General features: G+C 67.9%; 14 protein-coding genes. 8 read left to right on the forward strand and 6 right to left on the reverse strand.

The window, feature by feature from the left end; all coding sequences use genetic code 11:
- The first annotated feature begins 271 nt into the window (after nucleotides 1-271).
- The 3 genes from ASC70_RS16420 to ASC70_RS16430 are packed head-to-tail and all read left to right on the forward strand — an operon-like array spanning nucleotide 272 to nucleotide 4,819.
- Entirely contained in the window at nucleotides 272-832 is a 561-nt protein-coding gene (locus tag ASC70_RS16420) for an RNA polymerase sigma factor (protein WP_162247236.1), read from the forward strand.
- On the forward strand, nucleotides 810-1,730 hold the full coding sequence (locus ASC70_RS16425; RefSeq protein WP_056051905.1) for a FecR domain-containing protein: 921 nt from the start codon (nucleotides 810-812) through the stop codon (nucleotides 1,728-1,730). Before ASC70_RS16420 ends, ASC70_RS16425 begins: the two co-directional genes overlap by 23 nt.
- Entirely contained in the window at nucleotides 1,727-4,819 is a 3,093-nt protein-coding gene (locus tag ASC70_RS16430; RefSeq protein ID WP_056051907.1) for a TonB-dependent receptor, read from the forward strand. Before ASC70_RS16425 ends, ASC70_RS16430 begins: the two co-directional genes overlap by 4 nt.
- Here the strand turns inward: ASC70_RS16430 and ASC70_RS16435 are convergent.
- The 5 genes from ASC70_RS16435 to fucP all read right to left on the reverse strand — a co-directional run bounded on the left by ASC70_RS16435 (nucleotide 4,816) and on the right by fucP (nucleotide 9,106).
- Nucleotides 4,816-5,169 (reverse strand): L-rhamnose mutarotase, encoded by a 354-nt coding sequence (locus ASC70_RS16435; RefSeq protein ID WP_056051910.1) that lies wholly within the window; start codon nucleotides 5,167-5,169, stop codon nucleotides 4,816-4,818. The genes ASC70_RS16430 and ASC70_RS16435 overlap by 4 nt on opposite strands.
- 68 nt (nucleotides 5,170-5,237) lie before the next feature.
- The gene (locus ASC70_RS16440; protein ID WP_056051913.1) at nucleotides 5,238-6,005 is read right to left on the reverse strand and encodes an IclR family transcriptional regulator; all 768 of its coding nucleotides are present in this window, start codon (nucleotides 6,003-6,005) and stop codon (nucleotides 5,238-5,240) included.
- A 7-nt stretch (nucleotides 6,006-6,012) separates the two neighbouring features.
- Nucleotides 6,013-6,825 (reverse strand): amidohydrolase, encoded by an 813-nt coding sequence (locus tag ASC70_RS16445; protein ID WP_056051917.1) that lies wholly within the window; start codon nucleotides 6,823-6,825, stop codon nucleotides 6,013-6,015.
- Nucleotides 6,819-7,844: a zinc-binding alcohol dehydrogenase family protein gene (locus ASC70_RS16450; protein ID WP_235519431.1), complete on the reverse strand. Its 1,026-nt coding sequence runs from the start codon at nucleotides 7,842-7,844 to the stop codon at nucleotides 6,819-6,821. The genes ASC70_RS16445 and ASC70_RS16450 overlap by 7 nt, the downstream gene beginning before the upstream one ends.
- Entirely contained in the window at nucleotides 7,844-9,106 is a 1,263-nt protein-coding gene (fucP, locus tag ASC70_RS16455; protein ID WP_235519432.1) for an L-fucose:H+ symporter permease, read from the reverse strand. The genes ASC70_RS16450 and fucP overlap by 1 nt, the downstream gene beginning before the upstream one ends.
- Before the next feature lie 239 nt (nucleotides 9,107-9,345).
- Here fucP and ASC70_RS16460 point away from each other — a divergent pair, with 239 nt between their 5' ends.
- Genes ASC70_RS16460 through ASC70_RS16475 form a run of 4 tightly spaced genes read left to right on the forward strand, consistent with a single transcriptional unit; the run spans nucleotide 9,346 to nucleotide 15,444 of the window.
- Nucleotides 9,346-9,732, forward strand: coding sequence for a hypothetical protein (locus ASC70_RS16460; RefSeq protein WP_056051922.1), 387 nt, complete (start codon nucleotides 9,346-9,348; stop codon nucleotides 9,730-9,732).
- 48 nt (nucleotides 9,733-9,780) lie between these two features.
- Complete coding sequence (locus ASC70_RS16465; RefSeq protein WP_056051925.1) at nucleotides 9,781-11,046, forward strand: TolC family protein; 1,266 nt, start codon at nucleotides 9,781-9,783, stop codon at nucleotides 11,044-11,046.
- Nucleotides 11,043-12,302, forward strand: a complete 1,260-nt coding sequence (locus ASC70_RS16470) for an efflux RND transporter periplasmic adaptor subunit (RefSeq protein WP_056051928.1) — start codon at nucleotides 11,043-11,045, stop codon at nucleotides 12,300-12,302. Before ASC70_RS16465 ends, ASC70_RS16470 begins: the two co-directional genes overlap by 4 nt.
- A gap of 10 nt (nucleotides 12,303-12,312) precedes the next feature.
- Nucleotides 12,313-15,444 carry an efflux RND transporter permease subunit gene (locus ASC70_RS16475; RefSeq protein WP_056051931.1) on the forward strand — a complete coding sequence of 1,044 codons (3,132 nt, stop codon included), beginning with the start codon at nucleotides 12,313-12,315 and terminating at the stop codon, nucleotides 15,442-15,444.
- A gap of 46 nt (nucleotides 15,445-15,490) precedes the next feature.
- Here ASC70_RS16475 and ASC70_RS16480 read toward each other — a convergent pair whose 3' ends face one another.
- Nucleotides 15,491-17,059, reverse strand: coding sequence for an alpha-N-arabinofuranosidase (locus ASC70_RS16480; protein WP_056051934.1), 1,569 nt, complete (start codon nucleotides 17,057-17,059; stop codon nucleotides 15,491-15,493).
- 335 nt (nucleotides 17,060-17,394) lie between these two features.
- Here ASC70_RS16480 and ASC70_RS16485 point away from each other — a divergent pair, with 335 nt between their 5' ends.
- Nucleotides 17,395-18,708: a sugar MFS transporter gene (locus ASC70_RS16485; RefSeq protein WP_200939226.1), complete on the forward strand. Its 1,314-nt coding sequence runs from the start codon at nucleotides 17,395-17,397 to the stop codon at nucleotides 18,706-18,708.
- Nucleotides 18,709-18,713: the final 5 nt, after the last annotated feature.

An 18,713-nucleotide genomic window follows, 5' to 3' on the forward strand; every position in this document is an offset into this window, starting at 1 on the left:
TGTCATTTGAGATAAGCATGCCGAGAGGGATGACAAAAGGGAAAAGTTACCGGTAACTTATTAAAATCATTGGGATTTTATTGCTTTCAGGAGCGACCCCATAACGACGCTTTCCGCTCACCGATCCGCACAAAAAAGTTCCGGATCGCCCGAAAATCCCGACGCGCCATTGATCGACGGAGCGTTCGCCCGCATCGTCGCGCCCAATAAGGATGCCGAGAGCATTTGGGGAGTGGCGGTGTCCAAGGCGGAGCGACCGAAGCTTCGAATCGTGGGCGAAGAGGTTTGGCGTGATCACCCGGCCTATCCGGCCGTGTACGCCAGGGAATGGCGCGACCTCTGCGCGTTCCTGCGCGCCCGCTTCGGTCCAGGTCCGCCCGATTGCGAAGACGTTGCTCAGCAAGCCTTCTTCAAGCTCGGCGAGCAGACCGCCGACCGACAGCTGGAAAGTCCCCGCGCCTTCGTCTTCCGGATCGCCATCAACCTGATGCACGACGCTCGCCGTCAGTTGCGCCGCGCCAATGCGGCCTTGGAAGACACCACCACCTTGGCCGCCGACGCGGATCCCGACCTCGAACGCGCCCTGATCGCCAAGCAGCAGGTGCGTCTGCTGCAGAAGGTGTTGGCCGGCCTGCCCGAGCGGCACCGCCTCTACCTGACCGCCAATCGCATGGATGGCCTAAGCTTCGCCGAAATCGCCCGCCGTCATGGCGTGTCGGAATCCCTGGTCCGCAAGACCGTGGATGAAGCCGCAGCCGTCTGCCAGCGCGCCGTCGCGCGCGGAACCATCGACTATCGAGGCCTGTCGCGTGAACGCACCCGTCGATCCTGACTCGGCGATCGGCGCCCAGGCCCGCGCGTGGGCCCTGGCGGTGATCGGCGAGGACTTTCCGACCGCCCGCTCGGCCCAGCTCGAAACCTGGCTGAAGGCCGATCCACGCCATCCGCTGGCCTACGACGAGGCCGAGCGCACCCTGCTGCTGCTGGACGAGGCCCTAGCCACACCGATCGCCGCGCGCCCTGCCCGCCCCTCGGCTTCGCGCTGGGCCTGGCCGGCCGCGGCCATGGCCGCCAGTCTCGTCGCCGCCGCCGTATTGGCGACGCCGCCGACCGCGATCGTGTCCGCGCCTGGCCAGACTCGCGAGGTCGCCCTGGCCGACGGGAGCCACGTGACGCTTGGGCCCGCATCCAGCCTGCGCCCCAGCTGGCGTTTGGCGCGCCGAACCTATGTCCTGCAAACCGGCCAAGCTTTCTTCGCCGTGGCCCACGACAAGGCGCATCCGTTCACGGTCGCCGCTGGCGAGACCAAGGTGCGGGTGCTGGGCACGCGCTTCGACGTCCATAAAAGCCCGGACAACCGCGTCCGGGTCGAGGTCGAGCAAGGCCTCGTCGAGGTGTCGCGCGGCCCGTCCGCCGCCAAGGTCCCGGCCGGTCAAGGCGCCTTGGCCGACGCCTCGGGCGTGCGAACCGCCGCCCTCGACGGCATCGGCGACGCCGGAGCCTGGCGTCGCGGACGGTTGGCCTACGTCGCCGCGCCGCTGGCGGACGTGATCGCCGACCTCAATCGCTACGGCCTGCGGGTCCGAGTCGCGCCAAACGCGGCGGGCCTGAAGGTGACCACGGGCCTGCGCCCCGACCAGGCGGGCGCGTTCGTCGCCGGCCTGCCCCGCGTGCTGCCGGTGACGGTGGCGCGGGAAGCCGACGGCGGCCTGCTGATCCGCGCGCGATGAAGTGGCCGCTTAGGTCGGGGACGGCGCTGACAGCGCTCCTGATCGGCGCGCCAGCCTTCGCCGCCCAACGCCCCGCCGTTTTCGCCTTCGACCAGCCCGCTCAGCCCCTGGCCAGAGCGTTACTGGCGTTGTCGGAGCGCGCTGGTGTGGTCGTACTGGCCCCCGCCCCGCTGCTTGCCAGCCGGCAGGCGCCAGCCCTGCGCGGGACCATGCCCCTGCCCACGGCGTTGAACGTGCTGCTCGCCGGTTCGCGCCTGACCTTCGTGATCGGCGCGGACGGCGTCGTCACCATCGTCCCCTTGTCTACCGGAGCCCGGTCTGCTTCCCGCTCAATTCCCGTTCCACCCGCGTCCCGGCCAACCGAAGATCCCGTCGCCGAGGTCGACCCGGTCAGCGTCATCGCCCGCGAAGGGGCCCGCCTGCCGGCGGCCCTGAAGCGCCGGACGCCGTCGCCGATCGATATCCTGACCGAAGACGAGATCGCCCGCTCGGGCGCGCTCAGTCTGGGCGACGCCTTGCGCGACATGCCCGGCGTGGCGGCGGTGACCGACGGCGGCGAGACTCGTCAGATCGCCGTCCGCGGCGTCGCCAGCCGCTTCACGCGCGTGCGCATCAACGGCATGGAGACCCTCGCGACCTTCGGCGGAGCCAATGCCGGCGGCGGCACCAACCGCGGCCGGTCGTTCGACTACAACGTCTTCGCCGCCGACCTCTTCCGACAAGTCCGGCTGCAAAAGACCGCGTCCGCCGATATTGACGAAGGCACGCTGGGCTCCACGGTCGATATCCGGACTCGATCGCCGTTCGACCTGCCCGATCGCAGCCTGAGGCTTTACGCCGAGCAGACCTATAACAGCCGCGCTCAGCGCCTGGCGCCGCGCGGCTCGATCGTGCTGTCGCGCCGGTTGGCCGACGACCGCTTGGGCGTCCTGGTCTCGGCCGCCTATTCGCGACGCTACGCCGTGGACGCGGGCAGTACGGCCGGCGGTTGGCAGTCGGGCGTGGCGCTCCATCCCGGCTTCGGCGCCACGACGGGCGCCGCCAGCCTGGCGGAGGTCAACGCCGCTCTGCACGCCCGCATTCCGCGCCTGGAGCTGATGACTGCCGACCAATCGCGCCTGGGCCTGACCGCCGCCCTGGACTGGCGGCCGTCGGACCGGACCCGGATCTCGCTGGACCTGCTCTACGCGACGCTGGAGTCCAAGCGAAACGAGTTCCTGCTGGAGAGCTTCACCTTCCGCACCGCGGGCGCCTGCGGTCCGGCCTCGCCCCCCTCTTGCGGGCTCAACGCCGTGACCGCGATCGATCCGGTGATCACAGCGTTCCACCCCGGTTTGCCGGTGCTGATCGCCGGGACGTTCGACGGCGTCGACGTCAAGTCGGAGGCCCGCTACGACGAGCTCGACACCACCTTCCGCCAGACGACCCTGACGGCGACCCACGAACTGCCAGGCGGGATCGAGTTGACCGCGCTGGCGGGCTTTTCCCGCTCGGACTTCAGCAATCCAATCCAGAACACGCTGCACTTCGATCAGTATGGCGTGAACGGCTTCACCTACGATTTCCGGGACCGCGTCCACCCGTTCGTAGGCTATGGCGACGCCACGCTGGACCAGGCCTCCGCCTGGACCCTGTCGGAGTTTCGCGACGATCCGAACTGGGTCGACAATAGCTACAAGACCGTTGGACTTGACCTGAAAGGCGTGGTCGGGGGCTTGGAATGGCAGGCCGGTGTCCTGCACAAGGACTACCGCACCGAGGCGGTCACCCTGTCGCGTTCAAATGGAACGATCGCCAATCTGAACGGCGTCACGCCCGCCGCCCTGGCCAGCATTCCGATCGCCGACTACGCCAGGCTGGTCGGCGCGGGCGTATCGTTTGGCGCGCTCGATCCACCGGGCCGATGGCTGGCGCCGGACGTGGTTCGCGGCCTGGCGCTGCTACGCCGCGCCTGCGCCCGCACCACCTGCGACGCCTTCCGCCTGGGTCCCGAGCCGGTCGCCGCCACCAACTACGCGATCGGAGAGCGGGACGACGCCGCCTATCTTCAACTCTCGCGGCCCCGCGTCATTGGTCGGCGCTTCTGGGGCGATGTCGGCGTCCGCCTGGCGCGCACCGCCCAGGACTCGACCGGTTCCGAAGTCCAGCCCGACGGAAGCCTCAAGCCTGTTCGTGCGCGGCGCAGCTATGGCGACGTCCTGCCCTCGGCGAATTTGGTCTGGGAACCGACGGGCGACCTCACGGTCCGCCTGGGCGCCGCCAAGGTGGTGGTCCGACCCGACCTGCGCAGCCTACGGCCGGGTTTCACGATCGCCACGACAAGCCTGAAGGCTGTTTCGGCTGGCGATCCTGACCTTAGCCCGACCTATGCGAACAACCTCGATCTCGCCGTCGAATGGCTCGCTCCGGGCGGCGGGGCCGTATCCCTGGCGGCGTACCACAAGTCGATCGGCTCCATCGTTCAGCAGACCATCACCCAGCCCGCGCCGTTTTCGACCAACCCCTACGGTCTCCCCGACAGCGTCGCGATCCTGTCCTGCGGCGGGGCTCCAGGGTGCGACCCGGCCTTGCCGATCTGGCAGTTCATTCGTCCCGTCAACACCGGCAAGGGTCAGTTGAACGGCTTGGAGCTATCCGTGGCTACACCGCTGGGTGCGCCGGGCTCGGCCCTGGCGCCCTGGCGGCTACAAGGCTCGCTGGCCTATACGCGGTCGAAAATCCGCTATTGGATGCCGGCCGGCAATCTCGAGCCGATCGAGGACGCCCTTGGCGGGCCGCGCGTGGTCGGCAATCTGGCGCTGGTCTATGCCACGCCGCGCCTGGAGGCGCGCGCCGCCGTCAATCATCGGGGCCGCTATCTGTCGGCCATTCCGGCATTGACCGGCGGGGATTCCGACGGCTTCGCGGCCGTGACCACGATCGACGCCGCGCTGCGCTACAAGCTCTCGTCGCGGATCACTTTGACCGCCGATTTCGTCAACCTGACCGACGCCGTGATCCGCCAGTTCATCGACCGCAGCGAGATCCCCAACTACCAGCACCGTACGGGTCGCGACGTCCGAGTAGGTCTACGCTTCCGATATCGCTAGGGCTGCTCGTCCAAGGCGAAGATGCGGCGCATGGCGATCCACTTCTCGCCGTCCACGGCGCTCGGCAGCGGTTGTTGAAACTCCCACATCAGACGCTCCCAGGCCTGAACGTCCTCCGAGCCCATGTCGGCGGCGGCCTTGGCCTCGGGTGAGAAGTCCGGCCCGACCTCCATGATCATGAAAAGACGGCTTTCGACGCGCCAGATCTCCATGGCCAGGATGCCGGCGTCCCGGATCGAACGGACGACCGCCGGCGGCACGGCGCCGGGCGCATGCCAGGCCTCGTAACGCTCGATCAGGGCCGGATCGTCCCGCAGGTCGAGAGCGAGGCAATGGCGAACCGATTTCATGAGCCTTGTCCTTGAGTTATTCCGACGACCTAACCGATCCGCCGTCGTGGTATGAAGGCGCCCTCCGCCTAGGCCGTCGGGCGGATCTCACTGGTGATCTCGGCCGCGGCCTTCTGCAGATCCGCGATGGTCTCGGGCATCGGGATCGCCGACGGAGTGTCGACATAGGGGCAGGTCAACGCCGCCGCGACGCCGTCGGGCCCGTAGATCGGCACCGACAGATCGACCACGGCCTTGGTCACATAACTGTCGGCGCGGACATAGCCATCGTCGCGCGCCTTGGCGGCCTCGGCCTCGAACCGCTTCCAGGTCGCGACCGTCACGCCAGCCCTCAGCTCTTCGCCCCAGCGTCGACGTTCGCTCTCCGTCTGGAAGGCGTACAGCACCAGGCCCGAGGTCGCCTGGACGATCTTGCGCCGATAGCCGACGCGGACCGAAAACCCCTGATCTCCCGGCGCCTCGACGCGGGCGACCACCACCATCTGGTCGCCGCTGGCGACGGCCAGGTGACAGGACTGGCCGATCCGCGGACAGACGGCGCGCATGGTCGGCAAGGCCGCTTCAAGAAGGTCCTTGGCTGGCGCGCGGGCCATGCCCAGGGCGAACAGTTTATTGGTCAGGATCAGACCGTCCTCGTCGGCGGCGCGTCCGACATAGCCCCGCGCCTCCAGCACCTGAACCATGCGGAACAGCTCGCTGGATGAGCGCTCGAGGGCGCTAGAGATCTGCGTCAGGGTCAGGCCGCCGCGATTGGCGGCCAACAGTTCCAGCACGTCGAGGCCCTTTTCGAGGGCCGGCGCGCGATAGTCTCGCTTCTTGGCGCGGGTGTCGGACATAGATCGCCTATAGCCGATAGAATCGGCGCGCCGTCTCGCCGAATACCCGGGCGTGATCGGCGGGCGGGACCCAGGTCGCGCAGAGCGCGCGCCAGGCGGCGTAGTCGCCGGCCAGGTTCAGCACCGGCCAGTCGCTCCCCCACATCAGGCGGTCAGGACCGAAGACCTCCAGCAGATGCGCGGCATAAGGCGCGACGGCGTCGGCGGTCGGCGCGTCGCCGGCTTCGGTCAGCAGGCCCGACAGCTTGCAGTGGACACCCGGCAGCTCGGCCAGGGCGACGATCTGGTCGCGCCAAGGATCCGGACGCCCCTCGCCGATCTCAGGCTTGGCGCCATGATCCACAACGAGACGCAGATCCGGCCAGCGGCGGACGAGCGTCAGAATGTGCGGCAGATGGCGCGGCTTGATCAGCGCGTCGAACGCCAGGTCGGCCGCGATCATCGCCGCGATGGCGGGCTCCAGCGCCGGGTCGAGGATCCAGTCGCCCGGCAGGTCCTGCAACATCGGCCGCAGGCCCTTGAGGCGCGGATTCCTCGCCAGGAAGCCTATCCGCGCCGGCGCGTCCGGCGCGGTGAGATCGGTCCAACCGACGACGCCCACCGCCAGCGGGTCGGCGGCCGCGACTTGCAGCAGCCATTCGGTGTCGCGCGCGCTGGGCTGTGACTGCACGAGAACGACACCGGAAAGATCCGACGAAGCAGAGGCTTCCGCCAGATCCTTCAGGTCAAAATTTCGATAGATCGCCGCGAGGTCCGGTATCGGCCACGCGTGGTCGTTCTCGCCGAGCCGCCAGATGTGGCAGTGGGCGTCGATCAGCACGACACGATGGCCTTGATCACGCCGGCCGAGGGCTCCATCCAGCTCGGCAGGGCGCCCGCGAGATCCTTCAGCGCGGCCTTGTGGGTATTGAGCGCCGCCGTCGGCACCTGCCCGGCCTTGATCGCCGCAAGCACGTGATCGAAGTCCTCGATCGTGGCGTTGCGGCTAGCCAGCAGCGACATCTCACGCTTGTGGAACTCAGGATCCGAGAAGGTGATGTCGGCCGAGACCACCGAGATCAGCACGTAGGTCCCGCCGTGGCCGACATAGGCAAAGCCCTGCTGCATGGCTGCGGCGCTGCCGGTGGCGTCGAACACCACGTCGAAGAAGGCGCCCCCCGTCAGGTCCGAGAGCGCGGCAGGCGTCGCGTCGCTCAAGGCGACGACGTGATCCGCCCCCAGGTGCTGGCGGCAGAACACCAGGCGATCGGCGCGCGCGTCCAGCACGGTGACCTTGGCGCCGGCAAGCTTGGCGAACAGGGTCGCGGCGATACCGATCGGCCCCGCCCCCACCACCAGCACCGACTGACCGGGCTCGATCCTGGCGCGGCGAACCGCGTGGGCGCCGATGGCCAGGAACTCGACCATCGCGGCCTCGTCCAGGCCGACCCCTTCGATCCTGCGCACGAACCCGGACGGCACCGCCAGAAACTCGCAAAGCCCGCCATCCATGTGGACGCCCAGGACGCGGATGTTCACGCAACAGTTGGGCTTGCCTTTGTCGCAGGCCGGACAAGCTCCGCATGACAGATAGGGCATGACATAGGCGTGGTCGCCCTCGGCCAGGCCGCTTCCGGCCGGCGCCGAAACCACCTCGCCCGACAGCTCGTGGCCCATCACCCGCGGATAGCTCAGGAAAGGCTGGGTGCCGCGATAGATGTGCATGTCGGTGCCGCAGATCCCGACCCGGCGGACGCGCAGCAGCACCTCGTCAGGTCCGGGCTCCGGCGTCGGTCGCCGCTCGACCCGCAGATCGCCCGGTGCGGCGCAGACCAGCACATCCATCAGGGGTGACGACATCAATGACCTCCGACCAACACGGCGTCGCGGGCGCTGACGTCACGCCGGGGCGCGGTCATGCCGAACAGCCCGACCACGGCGAAGCAGGCGCACGGCACCAGGATCGCGAAGCGGATGGCGCTGGCGTCGGAGATCCCGCCCATCAGGGCCGTCAGGACGGCGCCGCCGATGATGCTCATGACCAGGAACGACGAGCCGGTCTTGGTCAGCGGCCCCAGCCCCTTCAGCGAACTGGCGAAGATGGTCGGGAACATGATCGACATGAAGAAGCTGGTCGAGGCCAGGGCCAGCAGGCCCAGGTGACCGCCGACGGTCACGGCGACCAGGGTCAGACCGACATTGACGACCGCGAACAGCGCCATCAGACGCGAGGGATCAACGCGGCTCATCAGGGCCGTGCCCGTGAAGCGCCCGGCCATGAACCCGACCAGCGACCATGAGAGATAGGCCGCGGCGGTCTTCTCGCCCATGCCCGGAACCTGGTCCTGAGCGTAACGGATCATATAGCTCCACACCCCGACCTGGGCGCCCACATAGAAGAACTGGGCGGCGACGCCGAACAGGAAGCGCGGCCGCGCGAACAGGCCCAGGATCGGCCTGTCGACGTGCTCCTGATGCTGATCCTCGGCCGTTGGCCGGCTGGCCTGGGGCGGAAAGCGGGTGATCGCCACCAGCACCGCCCAGATCAGCACCACCGCGGCGATGATCAGGTACGGCAGCTGGGTCGACTGAGCCTCAGTCGCCTGGAACGCCGACAGCTGCTCCGGCGACATGGCCGCGAACTGGGCCTTGGTCGGCTCGACGCCCGAAAGGATGAACTGGCGCCCGACGACCACCGCGGTGATCGAGCCCAGCGGGTTGAAGGCTTGGGCCAGGTTCAGGCGCTGCTCGGCCTTGGCCGGATCGCCCAACACGGTGATCAGAGGATTGGCCGAGGTCTCGAGGAAGGCCAGGCCCGAGGCGATCACGAACAGGGCGGACAGGAAGAACTCATAGCGACGCAGCTCGGCGGCTGGCCAGAACAGCAGGGCGCCGATTCCGAACAGGACCAGGCCGACGATCACCGCGGCCTTGTAGCCATAGCGGCGCATCAGCAGGCCGGCCGGCAAGGCCAGGAAGAAATAGCCGAGATAGAACGCCGACTGCACCAAGCCCGACCGCAGGTCGGTCAGGAAGAAGGCCTTCTTCAGGTGGGGGATCAGCACGTCGTTGAGATTGTTCGCCACGCCCCAAAGAAAGAACAGCGCGACGATCAGCACCATTGGCGCCCATTCCGCGCGCCGGCTCGAACCTTGAGTCATGAGTGTTTCCTCCGGCCGCCCTCTGGCGGAGCGCCTTCCGAATGGACATCATATATGAAGTAGATCGTCAAATATGAAAATCCAAAACACCCGCTTAAGGAGGCGATCGGCGTTGTCATAACAAGCGCCGATCGACACTATGGTAACGAGCACGGGAGCGGATTCTGACCCTTCGGCGACGACAGTCCTGGATGAAAAGCATGGCGGCGCTGGCTGTCATGCTGATGGCGCTCGTCGTCGCCCAGGCGCCGGTCACCCAGGTCGATCACTGGCTGCACGCCGCCGGCCGGGCGCATGTCGCCACGCCGCTGACCAGCGCCCTGCTCGACGAACATCATGATCACGGTAGAGGCCAGGGCGACGTCGCGGCTCAAGACGGCGATCAGCCCGACGGCTCCGCCGCACCGCCTTTTCCGCACCACCACCACGACGCCCCTTCGGCCGTAGCCCTACCGCCCTCGCCCATCATGACGGCGCTGTGGTCGTCGCCCGCTGAGCTGACGCCCTCGGCGTCCAGCAGCCCGCCCGGCGCGCCAGCCTCGCGCCAGGACCGTCCTCCCAGGATCACTCTCGAACACCTCGCCTGACGGCGCGGCCAGGCGGCTGCGCCCGCTTAAACGTTCGAGAGAGATCCCATGCCTATCCCCATCGCCAACCGTGGTGCGCCACGGTCCTGGCTGCTGGCGGCGACCCTCGCCGCCCTGCCCCTCCTTGCTCACGCTGAACCGCTGCCGCTTTCCCAAGCCCTGACGCGCGCCTTGTGGGCCGATCCCACCCGGCTTGCTTTCACGGCTCGACAGGACGCCGCTCACGCCGCCGAGCGCCAGGCTAACCGCAAGCCCAACCCCACACTCGGCCTCGAGGTCGAGGACTTCGCCGGAACCGGCGCCTACGGCCTGATCGATCGGACCCAGGCCACCGTCTCGTACCAGCAGGTCGAGGAGCGTGGCGGCAAACGCCAGGCCCGCGCGGCCGTGGCGCGCGGCGAGGCGGCCGTGGCCAAGGCCCGCCGCGAGGTCGCGGTTCTCGACCTCCTCCACGAGGTGGAGCTGGCCTGGATCGACGCCGCCGCCGCCGAGAGCCGGACGCGCGTCGCCCAGGAACGTCTCGTCCTCGCCGAGCGCACCGCCACCGAGGTCGGCCGCAGGGTTCGGGCCGCACGTGACCCGCTGTTCGCCGGCGCCCGCGCGCAAGCCCAGCTGGCCGAAGCCCGCCTCGCCCTCGACCAAGCCAAGGCCGAGGCCGAGGCGGCGCGGCGGCGGCTCTCCGCCTACTGGGACGGCGGCGGGGATTTCGAGATCGATCCGCGTTGGATCGAGGACCTGGCCCCCGCCGACGGCCTCGCGGCCGCGCCAGCGCCGGTCGATCTCGCCGTCGGAGAGACCGAGCGCGCCGCCGCCGAGGCCCGGATCGCACTGGAGAAGGCCAAGGCGGTCCAAGACCCCACCTGGCGGGCCGGCGTGCGTTATCTCAACGACGGCGGCGACGTCGCCTTCGTCGTCGGCGGCTCCATTCCTCTGGCCCGTCACGACACCAACCAGGACGCCATCGCTCGGGCCCGAGCCGAACGCACCGCCGCGGAGGCCGATCTCGCGGCGACACGCACGCTCACCGAACGCCGCATCGCCCGGCTGCAGGCCAGTCTCGCGATCCGCGCCAGCGAAGCGCGACGGCTGGAGGCCGAGATCCTGCCCGCTCAGGCCCAGACCGTCGATCTCGTCCGCGACGGCTTCAACCGAGGCGGCTTCAGCTATCTCGACGTGATCGAGGCCCAGAAAGCCCTGATCGACACCAAGACCCGGCGCCTCGCCGTGCTCGCCGCCTTTCAACGCGACCGCGCCGAGCTGGCCCGCCTGACGGGCGAACACGCAGCCCTCATCCCCTCGGAGACCGCTCGATGACCCGCCGCATCCACGCGCGCCTGGGCGTGCTCGCCATTTGCCTGGCCAGCGCCCTTTCCCTGACCGCCTGCGGCGAGCGGTCCAAGCCCGCCGAGACCGAAGGCCATGTCGCGAAAGCCGGCGACTACGAGCGCGGTCCCCATCGCGGCCGCATGCTCCGTGACGGTGACTTCGCCCTGGAGGTCACGATCTTCGAGGACGGGGTCGAGCCGGAATTCCACGTCTACGCCTATCGCAAGGACAAACCGGTCGCGGCTAAGGACGTCCAGCTGTCGATCGAGCTTTCACGCCTGGACGGCGAAGTGAACCGCTTCGCGTTCACCCCGGTGGAGGACTATCTGCGCGGCGGCGGCGTGGTGCATGAACCGCACTCGTTCGACGTCAAAGTGGCCGCGACCTCTCAGGGTCAGGCCTACCGCTGGGGCTACGCGTCCCATGAGGGCCGCACCAGCTTCTCGGCGGCCGCCGCCCAGGCTGGTGGTGTCAAAACCGAGGTCGCCGGCGCCGCGCCGATCGCCGAGCTGGTCGACATGGCCGGCCGGGTCGAGATCACGCCGGAGGGCAAGGGCGAGGTCCGCGCCTGGTATCCCGGCCGGATCATGAGCCTGCGTGGCGAACTCGGGCACACGGTGCGCAAGGGCCAGGTCCTGGCTCGCGTCGAGTCCAGCGAGAGCCTGCAGACCTATCCGATCCCTGCCCCGATCAGTGGCGTCATCGTCGAGAAAAACCTCAATGTCGGCGACGTGGCCGGCGAACGGGCGATCTTCGTGATCGCCGACCCGACCAAGCTGCACGCCGAGTTCCTGGTCTATCCGCGCGACGCCGAGAAGGTCCGGGTCGGTCAGCCGGTCGAGGTGCGCAGCCTGTCGGGCGACACCAAGCTGATGGCCAAGGTCGAGGCGGTGCTGCCGACCGCCGACCTGGTCAGCCAGACCCTGGTGGCTCACGTCCACCTGCCGGGCGGCGCGTCCAGCGCCTTCCGGCCCGGCATGGGCGTCGAAGGCGCGTTCCAAGTCGGCGTCCGGACCGCGCCGCTGGCGGTGCGGACCAAGGCCCTCCAGCGCTTCCGCGACTTCCAGGTCGTCTTCGTCAAGGTGCGCGACACCTATGAAGTCCGGATGCTGGAACTGGGCCGCCAGACGCCCGAATGGACCGAGGTGCTGGGCGGCCTGAAGCCCGGCTCTGAATATGTCACCGACGGCGCCTTCCTCATTAGCGCGGACATCGAAAAGTCCGGCGCGGGTCACGACCACTAAGGAGGCGACCATGCTCGAACGCATCATCGCCGCTTCGATCCGGCTTCGCTGGATCGTGCTGGCGCTCATCGCCGTCACGGCTGTCATCGGCGTCTGGAGCTTCCAGCGCCTGCCGATCGACGCCACGCCGGACATCACCAACGTCCAGGTGCAGATCAACACCGAGGCCCCGGGCTTCTCGCCCCTGGAGGCCGAGCAGCGGATCACCTTCCCTGTCGAGACGGCGATCGCCGGCCTGCCGGGCCTGCAATATACCCGCTCGGTCTCGCGCTATGGCCTCAGCCAAGTCACCGTCGTCTTCAAGGACGGGACCGACATCTACTTCGCCCGCCAGCTGGTGGGCGAGAGGCTGCAATCGGCCGGCAACCAATTGCCGACCGGCCTGAACCCGGAGATGGGCCCGATCTCCACCGGCCTGGGCGAAATCTTCATGTACACGGTCGAGGCCAAGCCGGGCGCGCGGCGGCCCGACGGCAAGGCCTGGACACCGGAGGATCTGCGCACTCTGCAGGACTGGGTGATCCGCCCGCAGCTGCGCAACACGCCCGGCGTCACCGAGGTCAACACCATCGGCGGCTTCGAGCGGCAGTATCACGTCACGCCCCTGCCTGAACGGCTGTCCGCCTATGGCCTGACCATGGCCGACGTCGCCGGAGCCCTGGGACGCAACAACGCCAATGTCGGGGCCGGATACCTTGAACGCTATGGCGAGCAGTACCTGGTCCGCGTGCCCGGCCAGGCGACCGGCGTGGAGGATCTCCGCGCCGTCATCGTCGCCAGCCGCAACGGCGCGCCGATCCGTGTCGCGGACGTCGCCGACGTCGGCCTTGGCCAAGAACTGCGCACCGGCGCCGCCACCGAGGACGGCCGTGAGGTGGTGCTGGGCACGGTCATGATGCTGGTCGGCGAGAACAGCCGCACCGTGGCCCGGGCGACGGCGGAGCAGCTTGAGCAGGCCGCCAAGGCCCTGCCGCCCGGGGTCACGGCCCAGGCCGTCTACGACCGCACCAACCTGGTCGACCGGGCTATCGCCACGGTCGAGAAAAACCTGATCGAAGGCGCGATCCTGGTGATCGTGGTGCTGTTCCTGCTGCTGGGCAACATCCGCGCAGCCCTGATCACGGCGGCCGTCATCCCGTTGTCGATGCTACTGACCATCACCGGCATGGTCCAGACCAAGGTCTCGGGCAATCTGATGAGCCTAGGGGCGCTGGACTTCGGCCTGATCGTCGACGGCGCGGTGATCATCGTCGAGAACTGCTTGCGCCGGCTCGGCGAGGCCCAGCACCGCGAGGGTCGGCTTCTGTCCCGCGACGAGCGGTTCGGTCTGGTCGGCAGCGCCGCCAGCGAGGTGATCCGGCCCTCGCTGTTCGGGGTGCTGATCATCACCCTGGTCTACGTGCCGATCTTTGCCCTCACCGGCGTCGAGGGGAAGATGTTCCACCCGATGGCCATCACGGTCGTGATCGCCCTGACCGCCGCTTTGGTGCTGTCCCTTACCTTCGTCCCCGCCGCGGTCGCCTTGTTCGTCACCAGCAAGGTCGAGGAGAGGGAAAGCCCGATCATGCGTGGCGCACGGCGGCTTTACGAACCGGCGCTGGAGATCGCGCTGCGCCTGCGCGTGGCCTTCGTGGCCGGGGCCGTCGTCCTGGTGGCGATCGCCGCCTTCGCCGCCTCGCGGATGGGCTCGGAATTCGCGCCCAGTTTCGACGAAGGCGACATCGCGATGCACGCGCTGCGCATCCCCGGTACGAGCCTCTCGCAGGCCGTCGCCATGCAGACAGCGCTGGAGGCCAAGATCAAGACTCTGCCCGAGGTCGACCGGGTCGTGGCCAAGATCGGCACCGCCGAGGTCGCCACCGACCCCATGCCGCCCTCGGTGGCCGACACCTTCATCATGCTGAAGGACCGCAAGGACTGGCCTGACCCGCGCAAGCCGCGCGGCCAGCTGGTGAGCGAATTGCAGGCCGTCGTCGCCAAGGTTCCGGGCAACAACTACGAGTTCACCCAGCCGATCCAGATGCGGTTCAACGAGCTGCTGTCGGGCGTGCGGGCGGATGTGGCGGTCAAGGTGTTCGGCGACGATCTCGACAAGCTGCTGGAGATCGGCAAGTCGATCGGGACCGTGGTCGAGGGCGTCGACGGCGCCCAGGACGTCGGGGTCGAGCAGGTCACCGGCCTGTCGGTCCTGCAAATCACGCCCGACCGCGCCGCCCTCGCCCGCTTGGGCCTGAATGTCGACGACGTCCAGTCGGTCGTCGCCACCGCCATCGGCGGCACGGTTACCGGCCAGGTGTTCGAGGGCGACCGGCGCTTCGACGTGGTCGTGCGCCTGCCCGAAGCGGTGCGTGGCAAGGTCGATGATATCGGCCGGCTGCGCATCCCCCTCCCCGGCTCCATCGACCAGCCGCGCGGTTTCGTGCCGTTGCAGGACGTGGCCAAGATCGAGACGGTGATCGGCCCGAACCAGATCAGCCGCGAGGACGGCAAGCGCCGGGTCGTCGTCACGGCCAACGTCCGCGGCCGCGACCTGGGTTCGTTTATCAACGAGGTCCAACAAAAGGTCGGGGCCGAGGTCGAACTACCGACCGGTTACTGGATCACCTATGGCGGGACGTTCGAGCAGCTGATCTCGGCGGCCAAGCGTTTGCAGCTGGTCGTCCCGGCGGCCCTGCTGCTGATCTTCGGCCTGCTCTACGTCCTGTTCCGATCGGTGAAGGACGCGGCGATCGTGTTCTCGGGCGTGCCGTTGGCCCTGACCGGCGGCGTCGCGGCGTTGTTGATGCGGGATCTGCCGCTGTCGATCTCCGCCGGCGTCGGCTTCATCGCCCTGTCGGGCGTGGCGGTGCTGAACGGGGTGGTGATGGTCAGCTTCATCCGCACATTGCGAGCGGAGGGGCGCGACCTCGACACGGCCATTCGCGAGGGCGCGCTGACGCGGCTGCGGCCGGTGCTGATGACGGCCCTGGTGGCCAGTCTCGGCTTCGTGCCGATGGCCTTCAATGTCGGAGCGGGCGCCGAGGTCCAGCGGCCCTTGGCCACCGTGGTGATCGGCGGGATCCTGTCGTCGACCGTGCTGACCCTGCTGGTGCTGCCGGCGCTGTACAGGTTGGCGAACGCGGTCAGGCCCGGTTCGCGATAGGCGAAGGCGCGGCGCTGGCGGGGTCCGCCAGCGCCGCGTTTCTTTCTTACTCCACGGCCACGACGACGACCGACTTGGACGGGATGTCCAAAGTCAGCGTGCCGCCCGAGAGCTTGGCGCCCTTGAACGCTACCGGCGCGACGGCGGGCTTGGCGCCGAAGGCGTTCATCGCGTCCATCTTGTCGGCGGTCATCACCTGGCCCGACACAGACTTGGCCTTCAGCGTTCCCAGCGCAACGCTCAGCTTGATGCTGTCGTCCGGCGACATGTTGGCCACCGCCACATAGGTCTTGCCGTCAGCGCCCTTGGCCGCCGAGGCGTTGAACGCCGGGATCTTCGTCCCCGCCACGTCGATCTCCGGCGCGGTGACGTCCAGCGGGATCGCCGTCGAATCCTGGAACGGCAGGTACATCTTGTAGGCGTAGTAGGTCGGGGTCAGGACGATCTGGTCGTCTTTGGTCAGGATCATCGCCTGCAGAACATTGATGGTCTGCGCGATGTTCGTCATCTTCACCCGGTCGGTATAGTGGTGGAAGATGTTGAAGTTGGCCGCCGCCACCACGCCGTCGCGCAGGGTGTTCAGCTGGTAGAGGTGCCCCGGATTGGTGCCCGACTCGACGTCGTACCAGGTGCCCCATTCGTCGACATAAAGACCGATCCGCTTCTTCGGATCGTTCTTGTCCATGACGGCGACGTGCTGCTTGATCAGGCTGTCCATACGCAGGGTCTGGGCCATGGTCTTGCCCCAGGCCGCCCTGTCGAAGCCGGTCGCCGCGCCCTTCTTGTCCCAGTTGCCGGTCGGCAGGGTGTAGTAGTGCAGCGAGATGGCGTCCATGAACCGGCCGGCGTTCTTGGTCACCACGTCGGTCCAGTTGACGTCGGAGGAGTTCGCGCCCGAGGCGACGCGCGCGGCCGGATTGTCGGTGTTCTTGTGGAAGAAGGCCGAGAAGCGGCGGTACTCGTTGGCGTAGTACTCCGGCGTCATCTCGCCGCCGCAGCCCCAGCTTTCGTTGCCGATGCCGATAAACGGAACCTTGTACGGCTTGTCACGGCCGTTGGCGCGGCGCTCCTGAGCCAAGGTGTCGTCGCCCGGCGAGGTCATGTACTCGATCCACTCGCGCATCTCGGTCGGGTCGGACGACCCCATATTGACGGAGACATACGGATCGGCGCCGACCTGTTCGGCGAAGTCCATGAATTCATGGGTGCCGAACGCGTTGGTCTCGGGCGAGCCGCCCCACCAGTTGTTCTTGCGCGACGGACGCTTGGAACGCTCACCGACGCCGTCGCGCCAGCGGTATTCGTCGGCGAAGCAACCACCCGGCCAGCGGATCACCGGCGTCTTGATGTCCTTCAGCGCGGTGACCACGTCGGTGCGGATGCCGCGAATATTGGGGATCTTGGAGTCCGGCCCGACCCACACACCGCCATAGATGCCAGCGCCCAGATGCTCGGAGAACTGGCCATAGATGTAGCGGGAAATCGGCGCGCCAGGCTGATCGGCCTTCAGCGTCGCAGCCGCGGTCAGCTCGGCGGCCTGAACCACCCCCTGCGCGCTCGCCGCCATCGCCAGCAGCGCGACCGCCGCGCTCAGGAACCTCTTGGCCTTGGCCATGCTCTTTTCCCTCCGAAACTCACGGGGAGCTGTAGCCGCTCCCTGAACGTCTTTGCCGTCACGCTCAGCGGACGACCGGCCCCGCGACGCGAGACCTCATGGCGCGACTTGGTAGCAGGCTTAGTTTTGTCCTACAATAACCGACGGTCCGCTGGTGGTCCTATCTTGTGGGATCCCGAGCCTCGCTTGAGCTTGAGCGCAAACGCTCTTCTCCACTCCACATCGCCGCCTCTTGCATTGACGCTTCGGCGCGGCCCATATACTCGGACAAAAGATCGAGAGCAGCCCAAAGCCGCCGCAGCCCGCGCCTAACCGCGACCGACGAAGAGGAAACGATGCCCTCCATTCCCCAAAGCGCGCCCCACGGGACCTCGGCCACGGCCACGGACGCCCTTCAGCCGCGCTACGGCTCGGCCCTGAGTCTGCTGGCCAGCCTGTTCTTCATGTGGGGTTTCATCACGGTCATCAACAACACGCTGCTGCCGCACCTGCGTAGCGTGTTCGTGCTCGACTACACCCGTACGACCCTGATTGAGTCGGTTTGGTTCATCGCCTATTTCGTCGCCTCCATCCCCTCGGCCAAGCTGATCGAACGGATCGGCTACCAGAAGGCGATCGTCATCGGCCTGCTGGGCATGGCGGTCGGCGCGGCCATGATGGTTCCGGCGGCCATTCTCACCTCCTACGCCTTGGTCCTGACGGCGCTGTTCGTGATCGCCAGCGGCATCACCCTCTTGCAGGTGGCGGCCAACCCCTATGTGGCGGTGATCGGCCCGCCCGAGACCGGCTCGGCGCGGCTGAACCTGGTCCAGGCGTTCAACTCGCTGGGCACCACCCTGGCCCCGCTGTTCGCCGGCTACCTCATCCTAGGCCGGTCCAAGAGCGGCACGGCCCACACCGGCGTCGCCCTGACCGCCGCCGAGCGTCATGCCGACGCCCAGTCGGTGATCCTGCCGTATGTGATCGTGGCGATCGCCCTGGTGCTGCTGGCCTTGGTTATGGGCCGGGTGAAGCTGCCGGCCATTGGCCAGGCGAACCAGCGCACTTCGCGCGAGGGCCGCAAGAGCCTGTCGCTGTGGACCCATCGCAACCTGGTCTGGGGCGTGCCGGCGATCTTCATCTACCTGATCGCCGAAATCGGCGTGGCCAACCTGTTCATCAACTTCGTCTCGCAGCCGAACATCGCGGCGATCACCCACGAGGAGGCGTCGCGCTACCTGGCCATCCTGTGGGGCGGCATGATGGTCGGCCGGTTCCTGGGCAGCGTGCTGATGCGCCGCTTCGCCGCCGAGCACGTGCTGGCCGCCTTCTCGATCGGCGCGTTCGTGGTGATGCTGATCACCACCTTCGCCCACGGGCCGGTGGCCATGTGGTCGCTGATCGCGGTCGGCTTCTTCCACTCGATCATGTTCCCCACGATCTTCACCCTGGGGATCAAGGGCCTGGGTCCGCTGACCGAGGAAGGCTCGGGCCTGCTGATCATGGCCATCGCCGGCGGCGCCCTGGTCATCGTCCAGGGCTGGCTGGCCGACACCTTCGGTCTGCAATGGTCGTTCCTGCTGACGGCGGCCTGCGAGGTCTATGTCCTGTTCTACGCGCTGTGGGGCTCCAAGCCCACCAACGCCTTGCCCGACCCGCACGTCGAATAAGAGAT

This window comes from Caulobacter sp. Root343, assembly GCF_001425745.1.
Lineage (GTDB): Bacteria > Pseudomonadota > Alphaproteobacteria > Caulobacterales > Caulobacteraceae > Caulobacter.

What these genes read in the sequence shown, in the direction of transcription:
- ASC70_RS16470 (WP_056051928.1), top strand. Translation starts at nt 11,043, where the DNA reads ATGACCCGCCGCATCCACGCGCGCCTGGGCGTGCTCGCCATTTGCCTG.
- ASC70_RS16460 (WP_056051922.1), top strand. Translation starts at nt 9,346, where the DNA reads ATGGCGGCGCTGGCTGTCATGCTGATGGCGCTCGTCGTCGCCCAGGCG.
- ASC70_RS16430 (WP_056051907.1), top strand. Translation starts at nt 1,727, where the DNA reads ATGAAGTGGCCGCTTAGGTCGGGGACGGCGCTGACAGCGCTCCTGATC.
- ASC70_RS16440 (WP_056051913.1), bottom strand. Translation starts at nt 6,005, where the DNA reads ATGTCCGACACCCGCGCCAAGAAGCGAGACTATCGCGCGCCGGCCCTC.
- ASC70_RS16435 (WP_056051910.1), bottom strand. Translation starts at nt 5,169, where the DNA reads ATGAAATCGGTTCGCCATTGCCTCGCTCTCGACCTGCGGGACGATCCG.
- ASC70_RS16485 (WP_200939226.1), top strand. Translation starts at nt 17,395, where the DNA reads ATGCCCTCCATTCCCCAAAGCGCGCCCCACGGGACCTCGGCCACGGCC.
- ASC70_RS16450 (WP_235519431.1), bottom strand. Translation starts at nt 7,844, where the DNA reads ATGTCGTCACCCCTGATGGATGTGCTGGTCTGCGCCGCACCGGGCGAT.
- ASC70_RS16465 (WP_056051925.1), top strand. Translation starts at nt 9,781, where the DNA reads ATGCCTATCCCCATCGCCAACCGTGGTGCGCCACGGTCCTGGCTGCTG.
- fucP (WP_235519432.1), bottom strand. Translation starts at nt 9,106, where the DNA reads ATGGTGCTGATCGTCGCGCTGTTCTTTCTTTGGGGCGTGGCGAACAAT.
- ASC70_RS16480 (WP_056051934.1), bottom strand. Translation starts at nt 17,059, where the DNA reads ATGGCCAAGGCCAAGAGGTTCCTGAGCGCGGCGGTCGCGCTGCTGGCG.
- ASC70_RS16475 (WP_056051931.1), top strand. Translation starts at nt 12,313, where the DNA reads ATGCTCGAACGCATCATCGCCGCTTCGATCCGGCTTCGCTGGATCGTG.